The organism is Gelidibacter pelagius (genome assembly GCF_017581925.1).
GTDB lineage: Bacteria > Bacteroidota > Bacteroidia > Flavobacteriales > Flavobacteriaceae > Gelidibacter > Gelidibacter pelagius.
This window is the reverse complement of record NZ_JAGEVG010000014.1, coordinates 60,318-79,334: the sequence shown is the minus strand read 5'-3', so window position 1 is coordinate 79,334 and position 19,017 is coordinate 60,318. Positions and strand designations below refer to the sequence as shown.

Below are 19,017 nucleotides of genomic sequence, written 5' to 3'. Positions count from 1 at the left end.
AATAAAAAGAATGCGTTATTGAACAAATCCCGCCTTTTGGCGAGATCCCACTTAAATTGGGCACATTTTCTCCGTTATGTAGGATCTTAATTAAATTATAGATTAAATAAAAAAAAAGAACCGATGCTAAAAAAAGACTGCTTTTTCGTTGGGAAAATTGTAAAGAAATACAGTTTCAAAGGCGAACTGTTGATAAAATTGGACACGGATGAACCAGAAATGTTTGAAGACATGGAATCCGTTTTTGTTGATCTTCGCAATAATCTGGTGCCATTTTTCATCGAATCCTCTCAATTGCATAAATCAGAATTGTTGCGCATTAAATTCGAAGATGTGGACACCGAACAGGATGCCGACGCCTTATTAAAATCTGATCTCTATCTCCCTTTGGAATTTCTACCTAAGCTTGAGGGCGATAAATTTTATTTTCATGAGATCATCGGATTTACGGTTGAAGATGTCAATTTCGGAAAGGTCGGCATCGTAAAATCTGTCAATGACTCCACAGCCCAAGCGCTTTTCGAGATTGATCGTGATGGGATTGAAATCTTGATTCCGATGAATGATGCCTTTATTAAGAAAGTGGACAAAAAGAAGAAATTAATTATTGTTGACACACCAGAAGGGTTGATTGATCTCTACTTATAAGCCATCCTAAATCCTTCACAAAGGGAAGGACTTTCACTCTTATGGAAAACCGATTTAGCTTCAAACAATTCACAATAAACCAAGACCGTTGCGCCATGAAAATTGGCACAGATTCGGTATTGCTTGGCGCTTGGACGTCTTTGGATGCACACCCTTATTCTATTTTAGATATTGGGGCAGGCACTGGCGTCCTAGCATTGATGTTGGCACAACGCAGCGGCGCCCAACTTATTGATGCCATCGAAATTGATGACGCTGCCTACGAACAATGTGTTGAAAATTTCGAAAATTCACCTTGGGGAGATCGGCTTTTCTGTTATCATGCTTCATTGGAGGAGTTTGTTGAAGATCACTCTGATGATGAGTCAGAACCCGAAGAGAAATATGACCTGATTATTTCGAATCCGCCATTTTACCTAAACACATACAAGAGCGACAATGAGCAACGTGATTTGGCCCGATTCATGGATGCTATGCCGTTCAGGCAGCTTATTGAAAGTGTGTCAAAATTACTTTCTCCACAAGGATATTTTTCTGTAGTCATTCCGTTTTCGGAAGAAAAGGAGTTTATCGTATTAGCATCCAAAGAACATCTTTATGCCAACCGGATTCTAAGAGTTAAAGGAACACCGCAGTCAGAAATCAAACGAAGTTTACTTCAATTCTCTTTTCAGGAAACTTCAGTGGAGCCAAAGGAGCTTATCATCGAAACTACACGGCACCAGTACACTGAAGAGTATATTGCCCTGACGAAAGATTTCTATCTCAAAATGTAGTTTAAAATTGTTCCCTGATATCGTTTTCGTTACTTTTGTGTTTCAATAATTTAAATCCAAAAGAATGAAGCCAGATTTGTTTCAAGCCCCTGATTATTATAATATTGATGAGTTACTAAATGACGAACATCGTTTGGTACGTGATGCCTCAAGAGAATGGGTAAAACGTGAAGTTTCCCCAATCATTGAAGACTATGCTCAACGAGCGGAATTCCCAAAACAGATCATCGACGGCCTTGCCGAAATTGGTGCTTTTGGGCCTTATATTCCTGTAGAATATGGTGGTGCTGGCTTAGATCAAATTTCGTATGGCCTAATCATGCAGGAAATTGAGCGTGGCGATTCTGGTGTGAGAAGTACAGCTTCTGTACAATCGTCATTAGTGATGTATCCTATCTGGAAATACGGTAACGAAGAACAACGTAAAAAATATCTTCCAAAACTTGCCAGTGGTGAGTGGATGGGAAGTTTCGGACTGACTGAACCAGATCATGGTAGTGATCCAGGAGGTATGACCACAAACTTTAAGGACAAAGGCGATCATTATCTTCTAAATGGTGCCAAAATGTGGATTTCAAATGCACCCTTTTGTCAAGTGGCTGTAGTTTGGGCTAAGAACGAAGAAGGCCGAATCCATGGATTGATTGTAGAACGCGGTATGGAAGGCTTTTCAACCCCTGAAACACATAATAAATGGTCCTTGAGAGCTTCGGCTACAGGAGAACTTATTTTTGATAATGTTAAAGTTCCCAAAGAAAACTTATTGCCTAATAAATCTGGTCTAGGCGCACCATTAGGATGCTTGGATTCAGCGCGTTATGGCATTGCTTGGGGCGCCATTGGAGCTGCTATGGATTGTTATGACACAGCATTGCGCTATAGCAAAGAGCGCATGCAGTTTGGAAAGCCTATTGGACAATTCCAATTGCAACAAAAGAAATTGGCCGAAATGATTACAGAGATCACCAAAGCACAACTCTTGGCTTGGAGACTTGGAGTCATGAGAGAAAATGGAACGGCAACCTCAGCACAAATATCCATGGCAAAACGAAATAATGTTGATATGGCAATCAACATTGCTCGTGAAGCACGTCAAATATTGGGAGGCATGGGAATTACTGGTGAATACAGCATCATGCGCCACTCGATGAACCTTGAAAGCGTCATCACTTACGAAGGGACGCACGACATCCACCTACTGATTACAGGATTGGACATTACTGGTTTGAACGCTTTTAAATAAAATTCCTGCGTAGGCAGGAATCCTTTAGGTTCAACCTAATTAATCTTGAAGTTGGTTGGTATTCTTATCCAATCGATTTGTAAAACATAAAATGCTTCTTTTTACGGAAGCATTTTTTTGTGTTTTTAAATAAAAGAATAAAGACCGATAGACCTGACAGGTTTTTAAAACCTGTCAGGTCTTCTGCTAATTAAGATTCGGGCGCCAATTCCACTTCCAAACCCTCCAATTCAAGGGTAATAGGAATTTGGCAACTCAATCGTGAATTATCTTTCACATAAAATGCTTCAGATAGCATCGCCTCTTCTTCATCTTGCATTTCTGGCAGCGGAGTGCCATTTATAACATAGCATTGGCAAGAAGCACACATGGCCATTCCTCCACAGGTACCAATGGTGCCTTCTGGAGCAAGTTCGTAGCTTCTAACGACCTCCATTAAGTTCATGGCCATATCCGTGGGCGCCATAACCTCATGAGTAACACCTTCTCTATCTGTTATTTTGATTTTTACATCTTGTTCCATGAAGTAATCTTTAATTGCTATAAGTTTTAAACCTACAAGGTTTTAGAAACCTTGCAGGATGTTTTAGAAACCTTGCAGGAGGTTTTGGAATTCCTATTGAATATTCTATTCTCTATCTACAACTACATCTTACTGCATACTACTTATTAGCGCCATCTGCATACTGCCAACTGCTCACTGCCGACTACATTAATCGATTGCCTTCACAACTTGTTTCGGTGCTTCCTTGCGTGTACCATCAAAACCATCAACACCACTTACCGTTGTGTATTTTAAAACATAGCGCTTACCAGGATTAAGTATTTGATACGCAGCCTGGCACATCAAGGTCGCTTCATGAAAACCGCACAAAATGAGTTTTAATTTACCAGGGTAAGTATTCACATCACCAATGGCAAAAATTCCAGGGATATTGGTTTGATAGTCCAAGGCATTGTTGACGACTATCGCATTTTTTTCGATTTCAAGTCCCCATTTTGCAATCGGTCCCAGTTTAGGAGATAGCCCAAACAATGGAATAAAATGATCGCACTCAATCTCAAATTCCTTTTCGATATTTAAGGCTTGAGAAACTACCACCGCCTCAACTTTATGATCACCAACGATATTGATAACTTCAGCAGGTGTCACTAAATTGATTTTTCCGGCATCTTTTAATTCTTGGACTTTGTCCACAGAATCCAATGCTCCTCTAAATTCAGTACGTCTATGGATCAAAGTGACCTCTTTGGCAATATCGGAAAGGTAAATGCTCCAATCCAAAGCGGAATCTCCGCCACCTGAAATGACCACACGTTTATTTCTATAAATCTCTGGGTCTTTTATAAAGTATTCCACACCTTTATCTTCAAAATAGCCGATATTGGCAATCAAAGGCTTACGTGGCTCAAAACTCCCTAAACCACCAGCAATAGCGACTACTGGAGCTTGGTGTTTCGTGCCCTTATTTGTGGTGACAATGAAACTGCCGTCTTCTTGTTTTTCAATGGTATCTGCCCGCTCACCCAAAGTAAATCCAGGTTCAAACTGCTTACACTGTTCCAAAAGATTTTTAGTTAAATCGCCCGCTAAGATCTCAGGAAATCCAGGAATATCATAGATGGGTTTTTTAGGGTAAAGCTCTGTACATTGACCGCCAGGTTGTGGCAAAGCATCAATAAGGTGGCATTTCATTTTTAATAATCCGGCTTCGAACACAGCAAAAAGTCCTGTTGGTCCTGCGCCAATGATAAGTATATCTGTTTTAATCATATAGTGGCCACTAACCTGTCTGTCAACAGGCCAAAGTGGTATTTCATTTAATTCAACTTCGTTTTATTCCGCAAAACTCCAAATAATAAAACTTAAATTTCATGATATTTGTCATTTGCGTAGAGAATTCGGTTCTGATGTTTTTGAAAATAATGTCTAAAGAGATAATTGACAAAAACCTTCCCGATAGCTATCGGGACAGTAACCTCTCTCTGCTTTATTTGCCATCAACATTGATGACATGCTCAATTTGTGGTGCATATTTTTTAATGGTCATTTCAACTCCCGATTTTAAGGTCATTTGATTGACCGAACATCCCACACAAGCACCTTCTAACTGTACTCTTACCAAATTGTCATTTTCAATGGACAATAAAGCAATGTCCCCACCATCACTTTGCAGAAATGGACGGATTTCATCAAGTGCTTTCTCAACATTTAATCTAAGTTCTTCGGTTGTCATATTACTTATTTAAGGGTGTTGACAATACCAATTAAGGGTATTGCTATTTATTTTTTAACTGCTGAGCATCCAGCCATCGTTGTAATTTTAATTGCTTCTGTAGGTGGTAGATCGTCATTACGTCTGACTACTTCTTCCACGACGTTCTGAGTTAATTTTTCAAAGGCTTTTTCCAAAGGCGTGGCCGTTTGTAAAGCTGCAGGTCGCCCCACATCTCCTGCTTCGCGGATGCTTTGTACTAATGGAATTTCACCTAAAAATGGAACATCTAAATCTTGGGCGAGGTGTCTAGCGCCTTCTTTTCCAAAAATATAGTATTTGTTATCTGGTAATTCAGCTGGTGTAAAATAGGCCATATTTTCAATAATACCTAACACCGGAACGTTTATGCTTTCTTGTTGAAACATGGATACACCTTTCTTGGCATCCGCCAAAGCAACATTTTGCGGGGTACTGACAATAACAGCCCCTGTGATAGGTAAGGACTGCATAATACTTAAATGGATATCACCGGTTCCAGGAGGTAAATCGATGAGCATAAAATCCAACTCGCCCCAATGCGCGTCAAAAATCATTTGATTAAGAGCCTTTGCCGCCATTGGTCCTCGCCAGACTACAGCTTGATTTGGTTGGGTAAAAAAACCGATAGACAAAATCTTAACACCGTAACTCTCTACTGGTTTCATTTTGGATTTACCATCGACATTTATGGCAATAGGCTTTTCTAATTCCACATCAAACATGATAGGAACAGATGGTCCATAAATATCAGCATCCAGAATGCCTACTTTAAAACCCATTTTAGCCAAAGTGACCGCTAAATTTGCGGTAACCGTTGACTTCCCAACGCCACCTTTACCCGAAGCTACTGCTATAATATTTTGAATCCCGGGAATGGCTTTCCCTTTAATGGTATTGGCTGGCGATTTTGGTGGCGCATCCACCTTTATATTGACGGTAACTTTTGCTTTTTCGTAAACCTTATCATGGATGGTTTTCATAATTTCTACTTCCGTCTTCTTTTTAGCCTGAAGTGTCGGATTAGAAATAGTAATGTCTACAATAACTTCGTCAGCAAAAGTAACTACGTTTTTCACTGCACCACTTTCCACCATGTTTTTACCCTCGCCAGGAACAGAAATGCTCTCGAGCGCCCTAAGGATGTCTTGTTTATGTAATTTCATTGTTATAAGATGCTAAAAGACAAAGAAAAAAGAGGGTTATACAAGTCCGTCGTTAAATCTTTGCTTAGTTTTATTAAGAATCATTCTAAAGTGCAAATATAATTAATATAGCTGGAAGAAGGAAACTGGAAGCATGAAGATTTCAATGGCAAGATTGAAATGGTCTATCACTATTTTTTATGTGATTATTTGTAAATTTTACAGAAATTAGGAAAAAATAGAACAAAATTCTAAGACTGAACATCCGATTGAAATGATCAATGCCTGATAATTCGGTTTTGAGAGTTGGAATTTATAATTCTTTACTGGGTTCCCAAAAGATTTCATCAAAATTCTGGACTTGATTATCCTTTACGATAACACCCTCACTCTCCAAGAGTTGCTGCATTAAGTTAGTGCCTTCAAAATGGTGTTTACCAGTAAGCAACCCCTTTCTATTGACCACACGATGTGCTGGAACATCCTTACCAACCGAACCATTTAAGGCATAGCCGACCATTCGTGCGCTTCGAGCTGCGCCCAAAAAGTTTGCGATTGCTCCAAAGCTGGTTACGCGACCGTAGGGAATTTGTTTGGCAACCTCATATACTTTATCAAAAAAATTGAACGTTTCTGGTTTCATAGGTCTGCTATAATATTGACCAAAGTGACAACGGCTATAATACCAGTTATCGTACCAATGATATAGTTCATGTTTTTTTGAGAGGTGAGATTTTTATTTTTGATTTTATCAAAAAAGAAAATATACATATATAACATCACAAAGGTTCCCGTCACTGCACCTCCAACATAAGAAATAATCATGGGCCTGTTGAATTCCAACCAACCAAATGAAGCCAACGTAACGGTCATATAAGCCTGATAGGGAATCGGGAATACATTGATAGCCGATAAAAACATGCCATGAAAAAACCGACTGTGCTTACTTCTGGGCTGTGGCTCAATTTCCTTTTTCGGGGTTGATTTCGCGATAAGAAGATAATAAACCGTGATCAGCACAAATATAACAAATGCCACACGTTGCAATACGTCAACCACATCTTGATGGTTGGTTAAATATCTTGCGAACATGGCCGCAATATAGGTTTGTAAAAACACGATGACACAAACACCAATCGAAAACATAATGCCTCTTACATGTCCTTCTTTAAGGCTTATTTTGGCCGCTGTCATATTCAATAATCCAGGAGGAATAACACCAACAAGGGCGATGACCATTCCAAGTAAAAATATGACAGTAATGTTCAAGTTTATTTAATTTTGAATCTAATATAGGTAATTGCTTTGTTTTTTTCTAAATACTGACCTTCATAATACGTCTGAATTTCTGTGACTTCCGCAGGACTTCCCTCTTGTTTGTATACATTATGATTAGCATACACCACGTCATGCCCTGCACCATGCAGCAAGCCCAAGGTGTAACCATGCATAAACTCACTGTCCGTTTTTAAATGCACCACGCCATCTGGCTTAAGGATTGATTTATAGCGCTCCAAAAAAACAGCATTTGTCATACGGTGCTTGGTACGCTTATATTTAATTTGAGGGTCTGGGAAGGTAATCCAAATTTCGTCAACTTCATTTTTGCCAAAGGCGTGGTCAATGAGCTCTATTTGCGTACGCAAGAATGCAACATTTGGAACGTCATCTTCCACGGCAGTTTTTGCACCTCTCCAAAATCGGGCACCTTTTATATCTATGCCAATGAAGTTTTTATTTGGATATCTCTCTGCCAAACCAAGAGTATATTCTCCTTTGCCACACCCCAGTTCTAAAACCAAAGGGTGATCGTTTTTAAAAACCTCAGCATTCCAACGTCCTTTCAAATCAAAATTGTCATTGACCAGTTCTTCTCTCGTCGGTTGATAAACGTTTGAAAAGGTTTCATTTTCCTTAAATCTCTTGAGTTTGTTTTTACTTCCCACTTTTTAGATGTTTCTTGTTTGTCGTTTCAGGGTTGTACGCATCTGAACATGCTTGTCTTTTAATAATTGGCAAAATTAATCAAATATATGAAAGCCATAAGTTCCTTATCTTCGAATGTTAAGAGATTCTTTTTGAATGTTTGCTAAATTTGTGCGAGAGCTTGGAACAGCATCCGTTTTTTGCCTTTACAAGAACGTTCAATAGCCTTTTGTTTGTTTAGTCAAAACCTTTGCTAATATTAGGCAAGTACAGCAGAGAAAGCCAACGACACGCCTTGAAATTTTTGGAAGGTGTGGTCGCTCGCAAAAATCATGATGAAAAAAAAGATATTAATTGCACCTTTAAATTGGGGATTGGGTCATGCCACGCGTTGCATTCCGATCATCCATGCTTTAATTCAGCACAATTTCACTCCTATTCTTGCGAGTGATGGCGCTGCCCTTGCTCTTTTGACAAAAGAGTTCCCTAATTTGGAAGCCTTGGAATTACCGTCTTACAATATCAGCTATTCCAAAAAAGGCCACTTTTTAAAATTTAAACTTTTTAGAGATTCTCCAAAGATTGTAAGTACAATACGCGAAGAACAAAAAACAATCAAAAAAATCGTAGAGACGCACGCTATTGATGGTGTTATTTCGGATAACCGATTTGGAATTTACCATAAAGAGTTACCATCCGTTTTTATAACCCATCAGTTAAAAGTACTAAGTGGAAATACGACATGGCTCAGCACAAAAATACATCAAAATACTATCAAAAAATTTGATGAATGCTGGGTTCCTGACGTTTTAAACCCGCCTAATTTAAGCGGAGAAATGGGGCATATAGATAATTCAAAACTCAACATAAAATACATTGGACCATTAAGTAGGTTTCAAAAAAAATCATGTGAGACATCCTATGACATTATGGTGTTGCTGTCTGGTCCTGAGCCACAACGCGAGATTTTAGAGAAAAAATTATTAGAGGAATTTAAAATCTATCAAGGCAAAGTGCTTTTTGTAAGCGGTGTTATAGAAGATGAGCAAAGGATTGAAGAATCTGGTAACCTCACTATTTACAACTTTATGACCACCGGTTTATTGGAGAAATGCATAAATTCAAGTCGATTAATTATAGCGCGTTCTGGCTATACCACCATCATGGATTTGGCCAAATTGGGCAAAAAAGCCTTCTTCATTCCGACACCTGGGCAATTTGAGCAAGAGTATTTAGCAAAAAGAATGCAAGAAAACAATATGGCACCATTTTGCAAACAAGAGCATTTCAATTTAGAAAAACTTAAAGATATTGACAACTTTAAAGGTTTGGAAACTATTGAAGACACTCCAAATTTTAAAGAACTATTTAACCTTTTCGAGGGTAAATGAGAATTCACTACCGACGCTCAATTCGCTTTCAATATAAATCTTCTCATCGTGCGCTTCAATAATGTGTTTTACAATCGATAATCCCAATCCTGAACCACCTTCCTTACGCGAGCCGCTCTTATCAATTCTATAAAAACGCTCAAAAAGACGAGGAATATTTGCTTTTGCAATCCCTTCGCCATTGTCAGTAACCCGCACAATAACCTTGTTCTTTATCAAATTTTCGATGCTAATTTCGGTTGTTCCCTTGATTCTTCCATATTTGATGGAATTGACAACTAGATTTGTGAGCACTTGTCTGATCCGTTCTTTATCGGCTTTGACCATAATTGGATCGGGATAGTGCATATCAAAAGTCAAAGTGATTTTTTTCTTTGCAGATTTCATTTCCAGCAAATCAAACACACCTTCCACCAATGCTACGATATCAAATGGTTCTATATTAAGACTCAAATCGCCTACCTCTAATTTGGTAATCATATCCAAATCTTGCACAATGTAGATCAATCGTTCCACACCTTTATTGGCTCTTTCAAGATATTTTACCCTGAGATTTTCATTGTCCATGGCGCCATCCAATAAGGTCAAAACATAACCTTGGACTGTAAACAACGGCGTTTTTAATTCATGTGAAATATTTCCCAAAAACTCCTTGCGATACTCTTCCCTAACTTTTAGGGTTTCTATCTCAAGTTTTTTATCCTGGGCAAATTTTCCAATTTCCTGTGTTAGGGTGGCCATATCCGTAGTTATGGGCTGTTTGCGTAAAGAAGCAGATTCCAATAGAGTCAAATCATCATAGATTTTTTTGACTCTTCTATAGATAAAACGCTCCACACGATATTGAATGATGAAAAATGAAATGATATAAGTAATCACCGCAAAACCTAAGATCGGCCATATATTGAAGGATTTTGTGACCAATGAAAACACAGTAAGCACTACCGTCAAAACCAAAGTAATATACAATGTGGTTTTAAAAGCAAACTTATAGGACTTCCTTATCTCTTTTCTTCGCATTAGTCAACAAACTTGTAGCCTACCCCTTTTACGGTCTTAAAACAATCGTCACCGATTTTTTCACGCAATTTCCTTATGTGGACATCAATGGTGCGACCGCCTACGACGACATCATTCCCCCACACTTTATTTAAGATTTCTTCGCGTTCAAATACTTTATTAGGCTTGGTTGCTAACAAAGATAACAATTCGAATTCCTTTCTTGGTAAAATGATCTCAGTGCCATGATGCGAGATCTTATACTCTTCTCTATTGATAATCAACTCGCCAATCTTAAGAATTTTTTGCGATGGTCGCTCCTCATTTAATCGTCTGAGTAAGGCTTTCACTTTACTGGTCAACACTTTGGGCTTGATGGGCTTAGTGATATAATCATCAGCCCCAGCATCAAAACCAGCCATCTGAGAATAGTCCTCACCACGCGCAGTCAAAAAAGTAATGATGGTATTGCTCAGTTCTGGAATTTTACGAATTTGCTCACAGGCTTCAATTCCGTCCATTCCAGGCATCATCACATCCATAATGATAAGCTGCGGACGTTCTTTCTTCGCTTTTTTTATAGCCTTAATGCCATCATCTGCCGTAATGATTTCATAACCTTCCACAGATAGATTGTAGCCAATTATCTCTAAAATGTCAGGTTCATCATCAACCAATAAAATTTTTATATCCTTTTTATTCATCAGGGGGTCATTCAAATATTATTATGTAAAGATAAGGTTATAAGCAGATACTTATAAAAAAGCACAGGATTGATAACATTAAGATAACCTGTGGAAAACAATCTTTTAACCTTTTGTCGAAAACTTTAATTGTTTAACACTCTTTTGGTATGGGATTTGCCATAATATTAGTACATTTATATTAAAAGATTTCAATTTGATGAAAAACTACTTTTACATTCTTTTTTTAATCTTCGGACTTGGCTTTGGCGTTACAACTAGTCACGCACAAACGAATTCCTCCAAACCATTGATATCTACATCAGATGGCATTATCGGTTTGTCCATTTACCCAAACCCTGTAAGCAACGGTAAAATCTATATTACCACGAAAGAAAATTTGTCGAAAGACATTGAAATATATGATGTTTTGGGCAAAAAAATCCTTTCAACTTCACTTTTTGGAAAAGAGTTGAACATTTCCAAATTGGTTGCTGGCATTTACATTCTAAAAATTAAGGAAGGCGGCAATTCTGCCACTAGAAAACTTGTCGTAAGGTAGTTGCAACTCCGAATATGTAATAAAACTCACATAAAGCAATGCCTCTATCGGAAAATCATCTCCTTTTTTATTTGATTGATAAATGATTTTTAGTCTAAAGTCTAATCTCAAACGAACAATTCTGAATTAACTGCTTTGAATGAGACGGCATTACGTAGAAATTACACCAATTTAAATGAGAAATTATTGATTTCGGAACAATCCTTTAAAATATTGGAAAAGCGTTATCGTATATAGGTAAGGCTTTTTTTATTTTCTATATTTTTGTGATATGATTACGAAGGATACTATTTTCAACATTCAAACACCTGCCGAATTTGAATCAGCAAGCTTAGAGGTTTTTAAATTTCAATTTGAGAACAACCGAGTGTATCGTTCGTTTTGCGATTTGCTATATATTCATTCAAGTGACGTTAACCGTATTGCCGACATTCCGTTTTTTCCCATTCAATTCTTTAAATCTCATGATGTATTAAGCACTAGGCAATCTGTTGAACAAGTGTTCACGAGTTCAGGAACTACAGGCGACTTAACCAGCAAGCACCACGTCACGGATCTAAATATTTACAAAGAGAGCTTTAGGCGTGCTTTCACCCATTTTTATGGTCCCGTTGAAGACTATGTTGTGTTGGCATTATTGCCTTCCTATTTGGAGCGTGAAGGCTCGTCCTTAATCTATATGGTGGAAGATATGATCAAACATTCTGGACATGTTGAAAGTGGATTTTACCTCCATAACCTTTCGGAATTAAAAGACCTTTTAATAGCCTTGGATAGTCAAGGCAAAAAGGTGCTGCTTATTGGCGTTTCCTTCGCTTTATTGGATTTGGTCGAATCTTACCAATTTCAATTAAAAAACACCATTATCATGGAAACTGGCGGAATGAAGGGAAGACGAAAAGAATTGGTACGGGAGGAACTACATCAAATTCTCAAACAAGGTTTTGGAGTAAACAGCATTCATAGTGAATATGGGATGACCGAGTTATTGAGCCAAGCATATTCCAAAGGCCAGGGCATTTTTGAATGTCCCAATTGGATGCGCATTCTTACCAGAGACACAGAAGATCCACTGTCCATACTTCCAAATCACAAAACAGGCGGCATCAATATTATTGACTTGGCCAATATCCATTCCTGTGCATTTATCGCTACCCAAGACTTAGGAAAGACTTTATCTGATAGCACTTTTGAAGTCATTGGTCGCTTTGATAATTCTGACATTAGAGGCTGCAACCTAATGGTGTTATAAATCTATGTTAAAGTCTGGAATTCATGTAATCAACTTGCAATTTACACGACCAACTACGTACTTAAAAAACTGACTTTTTGGGAAACCAAAAGAAAGTATTCTATAATTGAAAAAGAGAAGTTTTTAAGTTGATTGGTTGGTTTTTTAACGCCTGGGGAAGTTTAGTTCGTCAGGCGTTTTTTTTAGTGAAGCAGTCTCGCCATCCCGATGGTAATCGGGAGTGGGACGTAGCTGAACTAATCCCACTTTCGGACGGGATCTAATAAATTTAATTTTTTAACTTTTTTAAAAAAATGAAATCTCATAAAAAAGAGAACACAATCAGATGAAATAGCTCGTTTCAATGGCGCTATCATTATGATTCATCACTAACTAAGAACTCACTTTTATAATATAGGTACTCTTCTTCCCTCTATTGAGAATGATGTATTTGTCATTGATCAGATCCTCTGCTGTCAAGATATAATCTTCAGCAACCTTCTCCTTGTTCACGGAAATAGAGTTTTCTTTCAATGCACGTCTCGCTTCTCCATTGGAATTCAAAAAATTCGTCTTGGCCGCAAGTGCAGCAATCATATCCACACCTTCGTCAAATTCAGATCTAGAAATTTCTGCTAAGGGTACGCCTTCAAAAACCTCTAAAAACATGGCTTCGTTCAAGGTTCTGATATCCTGTTTAAAGCTATCACTGAACAATATATTTGAGGCTCTTTCAGCATTTTCAAAATCCTCTTTGGAATGTACAAAAGTAGTGACCTCCTCAGCCAATCGCTTTTGTAAGATTCTTAAATGGGGTGCTTCCTGGTGTTCTGTAATTAATTTCTCAATAGTCGCCCGATCTAAAAACGTAAATATTTTAATGTATCTAACGGCATCTTCATCACTAGTATTCAACCAGTATTGGTAAAATTTGTAGACCGAAGTTTTATCAGCATCCAGCCAAATATTCCCGCCTTCACTCTTACCAAATTTAGTACCGTCGGCTTTGGTAATCAGTGGACAGGTCATCGCATAAGCTTTTGCCTCCTGGCCAACATTCATACGCCTTACCAACTCGGTTCCTGTGGTAATATTCCCCCATTGGTCACTGCCTCCCATTTGCAAAAGAATATTATGGTGCTTGTGCAAATGATAAAAATCGTAACCTTGTATCAATTGGTAGGTGAATTCAGTAAAAGACATCCCAACGTTGCCTTCTTCACCTGAAAAACGCTTCTTGACCGAATCTTTGGACATCATATAGTTGACCGTAATCCGCTTGCCTACATCTCTCGCAAAATCAATGAATGAAAAATCTTTCATCCAATCGTAGTTATTCACCAAAACAGGAGCATTCTTAGCTGTTGAATTGAAATCCAAAAATCTGGACAGCACTGATTTTATGCCGGCCACATTCTTTGCTAAAGCTGCCTCATCCAATAAATTGCGCTCATCACTTTTCCCTGAAGGATCGCCGATCATGCCAGTGGCACCACCAACCAAAGCATAGGGTTTGTGTCCCGCTTTTTCCAAATGGACCAAAAGAATAATAGGCACTAAACTGCCGATATGTAGTGAATCTGATGTAGGATCAAAGCCAATATAAGCGCTGGTCATCTCTTTACTGAGTTGTTCTTCAGTTCCGGGCATGATATCGTGTACCATTCCTCTCCAGCGTAAATCTTCTACAAAAGGATTTGTCATGAGTTTTGAAATTAATTTTATAAATTTTCTGCAAAGATAAACATCAAAGCAGAAGTAGGGATTAATATCTAATAATTCTTTATTTTAGTGATATGATATTAGTCACAGGAGGCACAGGTTTGGTAGGTTCGCATTTACTATATAAGCTACTAAAAACCAACGATAAGGTTAAAGCAATTTACCGAAGGGAACATAAATTGGAATTGGTAAAAAAGGTCTTTGCCTACTACACCACCGATTATGAGTCACTTTACCAGAAAATAGAATGGATAAATGCCGACATTACAGACGTGCCAGCACTTCAGATCGCCTTTAAGGATATAGATTATGTTTACCATTGTGCGGCTTTTGTAAGTTTTGAACCCGACAAATACCATCAATTGCGTAAGATCAATATTGAAGGCACTGCCAATGTGGTCAATTTATGTATATCGCATCAGGTAAAAAAACTATGTTACGTCAGTTCTATCGCCACTATTGGCCATCATCAAAATCCACAGCAATTAATCACAGAAGATACGTATTGGAATCAGGATGGCGACAATAGCGTGTATGCCATTACTAAATATGGCGCTGAAATTGAAGTCTGGAGAGGCACTCAAGAAGGCGTAGATGCTGTTATTTTGAATCCTGGAATTATTATCGGTCCAGGATTATGGCATAGTGGCGGCAGTAGCGGCTTGATCAAAAAAATATATAAAGGCATGCCGTATTACACTCATGGTGTTACGGCTTATGTCGATGTCGATGATGTTGTTAGAGCGATGGTATCATTAATGGAAAGCACAATTAAAAACGAACGTTTTATCGTCATTTCTGAGAATCTGTCCTTTAAGGAATTTCAGGATCAGACCGCTTCGGCACTTGGTGTAAAACCAGCATCAAAAGAGGCCACACCGCTCATACTTGGGATAGGATGGCGATTGGATTGGTTAAGTCGTTTATTTACAGGAAAGCGCAGAAGATTGTCCAAGCAGATGACCAAAAGCGCGAGGAGCATCACAAAATATGACGCTTCAAAATTAAAAAACACTTTGGGTTTTGAATTTAAGCCAATGCAGGTTTCCATTGAAGAAAACTGCCAATTGTTTTTGGAAGATTTAAAGAAAGAATCTTAATCTAATGACTCGTTTTGTAAGTTCGTTATGGTATCTTTTACTTTCTTATTGGCTTTTTTAATGGAATCTTTTACCCTTTGCTCTTCCTTGGTCAGTTTTTCGTAAAGGTCTTTGTCCTTTTGCAAATCTGTCTTTACCTTTTCCACAAGAGCAGCATAGGCCTTTGTATCATACGCATAATAGGTGTTGCTTTGAGCAAATTGCAAACTATCAATACCATATTTTTTGTACACATATTCCGAAGGCATAATCCCGTTAAGTTCCAACACTTTTTTATTGACTCCTTTTGCTGCATTAAGAATATATAGGTCATACATGATGTCTGACATTTTATTCTTAGCAATCAAATCTTTAGGTTTCTTAGGCCTATTAATCGTGTTGCAACCAACAAAAGAAATAAGGATTAAGATGTAAAAAAGGTGTTTCATCTTTCAAAAGTTAATCGTTTCCCCGCTTTAACGTCCAACACTTTGAAATTCTTATAAACCAAAGTACCATTGACAAAAGTATGGGTTATTCTCGACTTGAATGATACGTTTTCAAAAGGCGACCATCCACACTTGTAGAGGATATTATCCTTATTTACCGTCCAAGGACTATTAATGTCCACAATGGCCAAATCAGCATAATACCCGGGTTTGATATAACCGCGCTTCTCAATTTGAAACAAAATAGCAGGATTATGGCACATTTTTTCAGCAATTTTCTCCAAACTTATTTTATCCTTATGATAAGCTTCAATCATGGCAATCAAGGCATGTTGCACCAAAGGTCCTCCAGAAGGTGCATCGGTATACATATTTTGTTTTTCCTCTAAGGTATGCGGCGCGTGATCAGTTGCAACCACATCTATGCGGTCATCCAGAAGGGCTTTCCACAACTCTTCACGATCATTGACTGTCTTTACTGCAGGATTCCATTTGATGAGTGTTCCTTTTTTCTTATAATCTTCATCACTAAACCACAGATGGTGAATACACACTTCAGCGGTGATCTTCTTATCCTTTAGCGGTATTTTATTTGTGAACAACTTGGTCTCCTTCGCTGTTGATACGTGGAAAACATGCAGTCGCGCTCCTGTTTTCTTAGCTAATTCGATGGCTTTAGAGGATGATATAAAACACGCCTCTTCACTTCTGATTATCGGATGACATTCCATAGGAATATCATTTCCGTATTTTTGAATATGTTCTTCAAGGTTTCGCTTAATTGTCGCCTCATCTTCACAATGCACAGAAATCAATAAATCAGTACTTTTGAAGATGTTTTCCAAAACCTCGGTATTATCCACCAACATGTCTCCAGTAGATGATCCCAAAAACAACTTCAATCCTGCCACATTTTTAGAATCCACCTTCAATATTTCATCCAAATTGGTATTGGTTCCTCCAAACATAAACGAGTAATTGGCGTACGACGTGTTTGCAGCAATGTCAAATTTCTCCTCAAGCTTTTCTATGGTCGTGGTTTGTGGCGAGGTATTTGGCATTTCGATAAACGATGTAATACCGCCAGCAATTGCTGCCTTAGACTCTGATTCGATTGTTGCCTTATGGGTCAATCCAGGCTCTCTAAAATGCACCTGATCATCTATCACTCCAGGAAAAACGTAGCTCCCTTCAACATCAATCACCACCACATCTGAGGTTTTTGCGCTAATAGAATCAGCAACTTCCTTAATAAATTCTCCTTCTATTAAGATATCACCTTCAAAAATGCGCCCTTCATTGACAATTTTGGCATTTTTAATAAGTACGGTTTTTTCTTTCATTTGATTATTTTATAGTTTTTTAACGGACACATGCTGTTCGCAATCAACCTTTCCAATGGGGTTTAAAACCTTTAGCATGCTCGGTTCATATTACTTGCCAAACAGGCTTTTAAGTTTCATGTTTATAACTCCAAAAACAGCTTCAGAAATAATGCCTCCGCTCATTTTTGATTTTCCTTTTGCTCGATCTGTAAAGATCACTGGGACCTCCACAATGTTAAAACCTTTTAAATGGGCTTTAAATTTCATCTCAATTTGAAACGCATAACCGACAAATTTAATGGCGTCTAAATCGATGGTTTCCAACACTTTCCTTTTATAGCAAACAAAGCCCGCTGTGGTGTCCTGAATTTTCATTCTTGTAATAAATCGCACATATTTTGATGCAAAATACGACAATAATATTCTGTTCATTGGCCAATTGACCACGTTGACCCCTGTTATATATCGAGATCCGATGGCAACGTCAGCACCATCCTTGGCACAGGCATGATAAAGTTTCACCAAATCGTCAGGATTATGAGAAAAATCAGCGTCCATTTCAAAAATATATTCATATTTATTCTTCAAGCACCATTTAAATCCATCAATATAAGCAGTTCCCAATCCAGTTTTATTCTTTCGTTGGAGCAAAAACAGACGGTCTGGAAATTCTGCCTGAAGAAACTTCACTTTTTCTGCCGTCAAATCTGGTGAGTTGTCATCCACTACAAGAACGTTAAAAGCTTTATCTTGGGCAAAAACCGCAATGATAATAGCCTCAATGTTCTCAATTTCATTGTAGGTTGGAATGATGACAATAGCGTCTTTCATTGGTAAAAATTTTAGCAAAAGTAAGTTTTTTTAAAAGATTAATTTTATTGAAATGGACAGATAAAATTTTCTTTATAATTTAGCAGCATGATGAGAGAAATAATATCTAACGAATGGTTTACCATTTTCATGGTTTTGGGATTGGTTTTCATAAGCCTCGCGAAAGTATTATTCACCAATCGTTTTATGGATTTTATCGGCGTTTTTGGCAATTCCAAATACCTTAAGATTTATACTAAAGATCAGAAATTCATTGACATTTTTGACGGACTCTTGTTTTTCAACTTAGTCATCTCACTTTCCATTTTCGGCTACCTCTCTTTTCTTACCCTACAACCAGACCATACTTTTGAGCTTGATGTTTTTTTAAAAATCATTCTCGGAATATCTACATTGGGAATTATAAAGATTTTAATAGAACGACTGATAGGAAGTCTTTTTGAAATTGACAAAGTGATCGAATCTTACCTGTTCCAAAAGACAAGTTATAAAAACTTTAGCGGCTTTGTGCTTTTACCTCTTAATGCCCTGTTATTATATACCATAACCCCATCAAAAAACAGCATTCTATTAGTCATCTTGGTATTGGTCCTTATAAACCTTATCGGTTTTATGACCTCGTTTAAAATTCATCAAAAGACTGTGTTAAGCAACATATTCTATTTTATTTTGTATCTTTGCGCACTTGAAATTGGGCCTTATCTGATTTTATATAAAATAATTGTAGAATATAAAGCTTAAAACTATCGCAA

Annotated in this window: 21 protein-coding genes; 8 read left to right on the top strand and 13 right to left on the bottom strand. The window is 37.8% G+C overall.

What is annotated here, in order from left to right:
* The first annotated feature begins 123 nt into the window (after window positions 1–123).
* The 3 genes from rimM (at window position 124) to J4051_RS12695 (ending at window position 2,667) form a co-directional block, all read left to right on the top strand.
* Window positions 124–648, top strand: a complete 525-nt coding sequence (gene rimM, locus J4051_RS12705) for a ribosome maturation factor RimM (protein ID WP_208234252.1) — start codon at window positions 124–126, stop codon at window positions 646–648.
* A gap of 41 nt (window positions 649–689) precedes the next feature.
* Complete coding sequence (locus tag J4051_RS12700; RefSeq protein ID WP_208234251.1) at window positions 690–1,424, top strand: tRNA1(Val) (adenine(37)-N6)-methyltransferase; 735 nt, start codon at window positions 690–692, stop codon at window positions 1,422–1,424.
* A 64-nt stretch (window positions 1,425–1,488) separates the two neighbouring features.
* Window positions 1,489–2,667, top strand: a complete 1,179-nt coding sequence (locus J4051_RS12695) for an acyl-CoA dehydrogenase family protein (protein WP_208234250.1) — start codon at window positions 1,489–1,491, stop codon at window positions 2,665–2,667.
* A gap of 190 nt (window positions 2,668–2,857) precedes the next feature.
* Here the strand turns inward: J4051_RS12695 and J4051_RS12690 are convergent, their stop codons facing one another.
* The 7 genes from J4051_RS12690 to trmB all read right to left on the bottom strand — a co-directional run bounded on the left by J4051_RS12690 (window position 2,858) and on the right by trmB (window position 8,013).
* Complete coding sequence (locus J4051_RS12690; RefSeq protein WP_208234249.1) at window positions 2,858–3,190, bottom strand: 2Fe-2S iron-sulfur cluster-binding protein; 333 nt, start codon at window positions 3,188–3,190, stop codon at window positions 2,858–2,860.
* Window positions 3,191–3,379: 189 nt separating this feature from the next.
* A complete protein-coding gene (locus tag J4051_RS12685; RefSeq protein ID WP_208234248.1) occupies window positions 3,380–4,441 on the bottom strand; it encodes an NAD(P)/FAD-dependent oxidoreductase in 1,062 nt (353 codons plus the stop codon).
* Between the two features lie 217 nt (window positions 4,442–4,658).
* Window positions 4,659–4,904, bottom strand: coding sequence for a NifU family protein (locus J4051_RS12680; RefSeq protein ID WP_163517042.1), 246 nt, complete (start codon window positions 4,902–4,904; stop codon window positions 4,659–4,661).
* Window positions 4,905–4,951: 47 nt separating this feature from the next.
* Window positions 4,952–6,088, bottom strand: a complete 1,137-nt coding sequence (locus J4051_RS12675) for an Mrp/NBP35 family ATP-binding protein (protein WP_208234247.1) — start codon at window positions 6,086–6,088, stop codon at window positions 4,952–4,954.
* Window positions 6,089–6,380: 292 nt separating this feature from the next.
* Complete coding sequence (locus J4051_RS12670; RefSeq protein ID WP_208234246.1) at window positions 6,381–6,710, bottom strand: MGMT family protein; 330 nt, start codon at window positions 6,708–6,710, stop codon at window positions 6,381–6,383.
* The gene (locus tag J4051_RS12665) at window positions 6,707–7,336 is read right to left on the bottom strand and encodes a LysE family transporter (RefSeq protein ID WP_208234245.1); all 630 of its coding nucleotides are present in this window, start codon (window positions 7,334–7,336) and stop codon (window positions 6,707–6,709) included. The genes J4051_RS12670 and J4051_RS12665 overlap by 4 nt, the downstream gene beginning before the upstream one ends.
* Window positions 7,337–7,338: 2 nt before the next feature.
* Window positions 7,339–8,013, bottom strand: a complete 675-nt coding sequence (gene trmB / locus J4051_RS12660) for a tRNA (guanosine(46)-N7)-methyltransferase TrmB (protein WP_208234244.1) — start codon at window positions 8,011–8,013, stop codon at window positions 7,339–7,341.
* A gap of 312 nt (window positions 8,014–8,325) precedes the next feature.
* On the opposite strand from trmB, the gene J4051_RS12655 reads away from it, so the two are divergent.
* A complete protein-coding gene (locus tag J4051_RS12655; RefSeq protein ID WP_317192718.1) occupies window positions 8,326–9,384 on the top strand; it encodes a glycosyltransferase family protein in 1,059 nt (352 codons plus the stop codon).
* Here J4051_RS12655 and J4051_RS12650 read toward each other — a convergent pair.
* Window positions 9,358–10,404, bottom strand: a complete 1,047-nt coding sequence (locus J4051_RS12650) for a sensor histidine kinase (protein WP_208234243.1) — start codon at window positions 10,402–10,404, stop codon at window positions 9,358–9,360. The two genes, J4051_RS12655 and J4051_RS12650, sit on opposite strands and share 27 nt — an antisense overlap.
* Window positions 10,404–11,087 carry a response regulator gene (locus J4051_RS12645; RefSeq protein WP_208234242.1) on the bottom strand — a complete coding sequence of 228 codons (684 nt, stop codon included), beginning with the start codon at window positions 11,085–11,087 and terminating at the stop codon, window positions 10,404–10,406. The genes J4051_RS12650 and J4051_RS12645 overlap by 1 nt, the downstream gene beginning before the upstream one ends.
* A gap of 199 nt (window positions 11,088–11,286) precedes the next feature.
* On the opposite strand from J4051_RS12645, the gene J4051_RS12640 reads away from it, so the two are divergent.
* A complete protein-coding gene (locus J4051_RS12640; RefSeq protein ID WP_208234241.1) occupies window positions 11,287–11,628 on the top strand; it encodes a T9SS type A sorting domain-containing protein in 342 nt (113 codons plus the stop codon).
* 271 nt (window positions 11,629–11,899) lie between these two features.
* A complete protein-coding gene (locus J4051_RS12635; protein ID WP_208234240.1) occupies window positions 11,900–12,880 on the top strand; it encodes a LuxE/PaaK family acyltransferase in 981 nt (326 codons plus the stop codon).
* Between the two features lie 372 nt (window positions 12,881–13,252).
* On the opposite strand, the gene tyrS is transcribed toward J4051_RS12635, so the two are convergent.
* A complete protein-coding gene (gene tyrS, locus J4051_RS12630; protein ID WP_208234239.1) occupies window positions 13,253–14,563 on the bottom strand; it encodes a tyrosine--tRNA ligase in 1,311 nt (436 codons plus the stop codon).
* Window positions 14,564–14,655: 92 nt separating this feature from the next.
* On the opposite strand from tyrS, the gene J4051_RS12625 reads away from it, so the two are divergent.
* On the top strand, window positions 14,656–15,681 hold the full coding sequence (locus tag J4051_RS12625; RefSeq protein ID WP_208234238.1) for an NAD-dependent epimerase/dehydratase family protein: 1,026 nt from the start codon (window positions 14,656–14,658) through the stop codon (window positions 15,679–15,681).
* Here the strand turns inward: J4051_RS12625 and J4051_RS12620 are convergent.
* From J4051_RS12620 to J4051_RS12610, 3 genes are all read right to left on the bottom strand, one after another.
* On the bottom strand, window positions 15,678–16,109 hold the full coding sequence (locus tag J4051_RS12620) for a DUF4296 domain-containing protein (protein WP_208234237.1): 432 nt from the start codon (window positions 16,107–16,109) through the stop codon (window positions 15,678–15,680). The genes J4051_RS12625 and J4051_RS12620 overlap by 4 nt on opposite strands.
* On the bottom strand, window positions 16,106–17,452 hold the full coding sequence (locus J4051_RS12615) for a dihydroorotase (RefSeq protein WP_208234236.1): 1,347 nt from the start codon (window positions 17,450–17,452) through the stop codon (window positions 16,106–16,108). The genes J4051_RS12620 and J4051_RS12615 overlap by 4 nt, the downstream gene beginning before the upstream one ends.
* Window positions 17,453–17,542: 90 nt before the next feature.
* The gene (locus J4051_RS12610; protein ID WP_208234235.1) at window positions 17,543–18,265 is read right to left on the bottom strand and encodes a polyprenol monophosphomannose synthase; all 723 of its coding nucleotides are present in this window, start codon (window positions 18,263–18,265) and stop codon (window positions 17,543–17,545) included.
* Window positions 18,266–18,352: 87 nt separating this feature from the next.
* Here J4051_RS12610 and J4051_RS12605 point away from each other — a divergent pair, with 87 nt between their 5' ends.
* Window positions 18,353–19,006 (top strand): DUF4271 domain-containing protein, encoded by a 654-nt coding sequence (locus tag J4051_RS12605; protein ID WP_208234234.1) that lies wholly within the window; start codon window positions 18,353–18,355, stop codon window positions 19,004–19,006.
* The last annotated feature ends 11 nt before the right edge of the window (window positions 19,007–19,017 follow it).

Excerpts from the sequence above, each read along its gene's own strand:
- rimM (WP_208234252.1), top strand. The coding sequence starts at position 124 with ATGCTAAAAAAAGACTGCTTTTTCGTTGGGAAAATTGTAAAGAAATAC.
- J4051_RS12700 (WP_208234251.1), top strand. The coding sequence starts at position 690 with ATGGAAAACCGATTTAGCTTCAAACAATTCACAATAAACCAAGACCGT.
- J4051_RS12695 (WP_208234250.1), top strand. The coding sequence starts at position 1,489 with ATGAAGCCAGATTTGTTTCAAGCCCCTGATTATTATAATATTGATGAG.
- J4051_RS12690 (WP_208234249.1), bottom strand. The coding sequence starts at position 3,190 with ATGGAACAAGATGTAAAAATCAAAATAACAGATAGAGAAGGTGTTACT.
- J4051_RS12685 (WP_208234248.1), bottom strand. The coding sequence starts at position 4,441 with ATGATTAAAACAGATATACTTATCATTGGCGCAGGACCAACAGGACTT.
- J4051_RS12680 (WP_163517042.1), bottom strand. The coding sequence starts at position 4,904 with ATGACAACCGAAGAACTTAGATTAAATGTTGAGAAAGCACTTGATGAA.
- J4051_RS12675 (WP_208234247.1), bottom strand. The coding sequence starts at position 6,088 with ATGAAATTACATAAACAAGACATCCTTAGGGCGCTCGAGAGCATTTCT.
- J4051_RS12670 (WP_208234246.1), bottom strand. The coding sequence starts at position 6,710 with ATGAAACCAGAAACGTTCAATTTTTTTGATAAAGTATATGAGGTTGCC.
- J4051_RS12655 (WP_317192718.1), top strand. The coding sequence starts at position 8,326 with ATGATGAAAAAAAAGATATTAATTGCACCTTTAAATTGGGGATTGGGT.
- J4051_RS12650 (WP_208234243.1), bottom strand. The coding sequence starts at position 10,404 with ATGCGAAGAAAAGAGATAAGGAAGTCCTATAAGTTTGCTTTTAAAACC.
- J4051_RS12645 (WP_208234242.1), bottom strand. The coding sequence starts at position 11,087 with ATGAATAAAAAGGATATAAAAATTTTATTGGTTGATGATGAACCTGAC.
- J4051_RS12640 (WP_208234241.1), top strand. The coding sequence starts at position 11,287 with ATGAAAAACTACTTTTACATTCTTTTTTTAATCTTCGGACTTGGCTTT.
- J4051_RS12635 (WP_208234240.1), top strand. The coding sequence starts at position 11,900 with ATGATTACGAAGGATACTATTTTCAACATTCAAACACCTGCCGAATTT.
- tyrS (WP_208234239.1), bottom strand. The coding sequence starts at position 14,563 with ATGACAAATCCTTTTGTAGAAGATTTACGCTGGAGAGGAATGGTACAC.
- J4051_RS12625 (WP_208234238.1), top strand. The coding sequence starts at position 14,656 with ATGATATTAGTCACAGGAGGCACAGGTTTGGTAGGTTCGCATTTACTA.
- J4051_RS12620 (WP_208234237.1), bottom strand. The coding sequence starts at position 16,109 with ATGAAACACCTTTTTTACATCTTAATCCTTATTTCTTTTGTTGGTTGC.
- J4051_RS12615 (WP_208234236.1), bottom strand. The coding sequence starts at position 17,452 with ATGAAAGAAAAAACCGTACTTATTAAAAATGCCAAAATTGTCAATGAA.
- J4051_RS12610 (WP_208234235.1), bottom strand. The coding sequence starts at position 18,265 with ATGAAAGACGCTATTGTCATCATTCCAACCTACAATGAAATTGAGAAC.
- J4051_RS12605 (WP_208234234.1), top strand. The coding sequence starts at position 18,353 with ATGATGAGAGAAATAATATCTAACGAATGGTTTACCATTTTCATGGTT.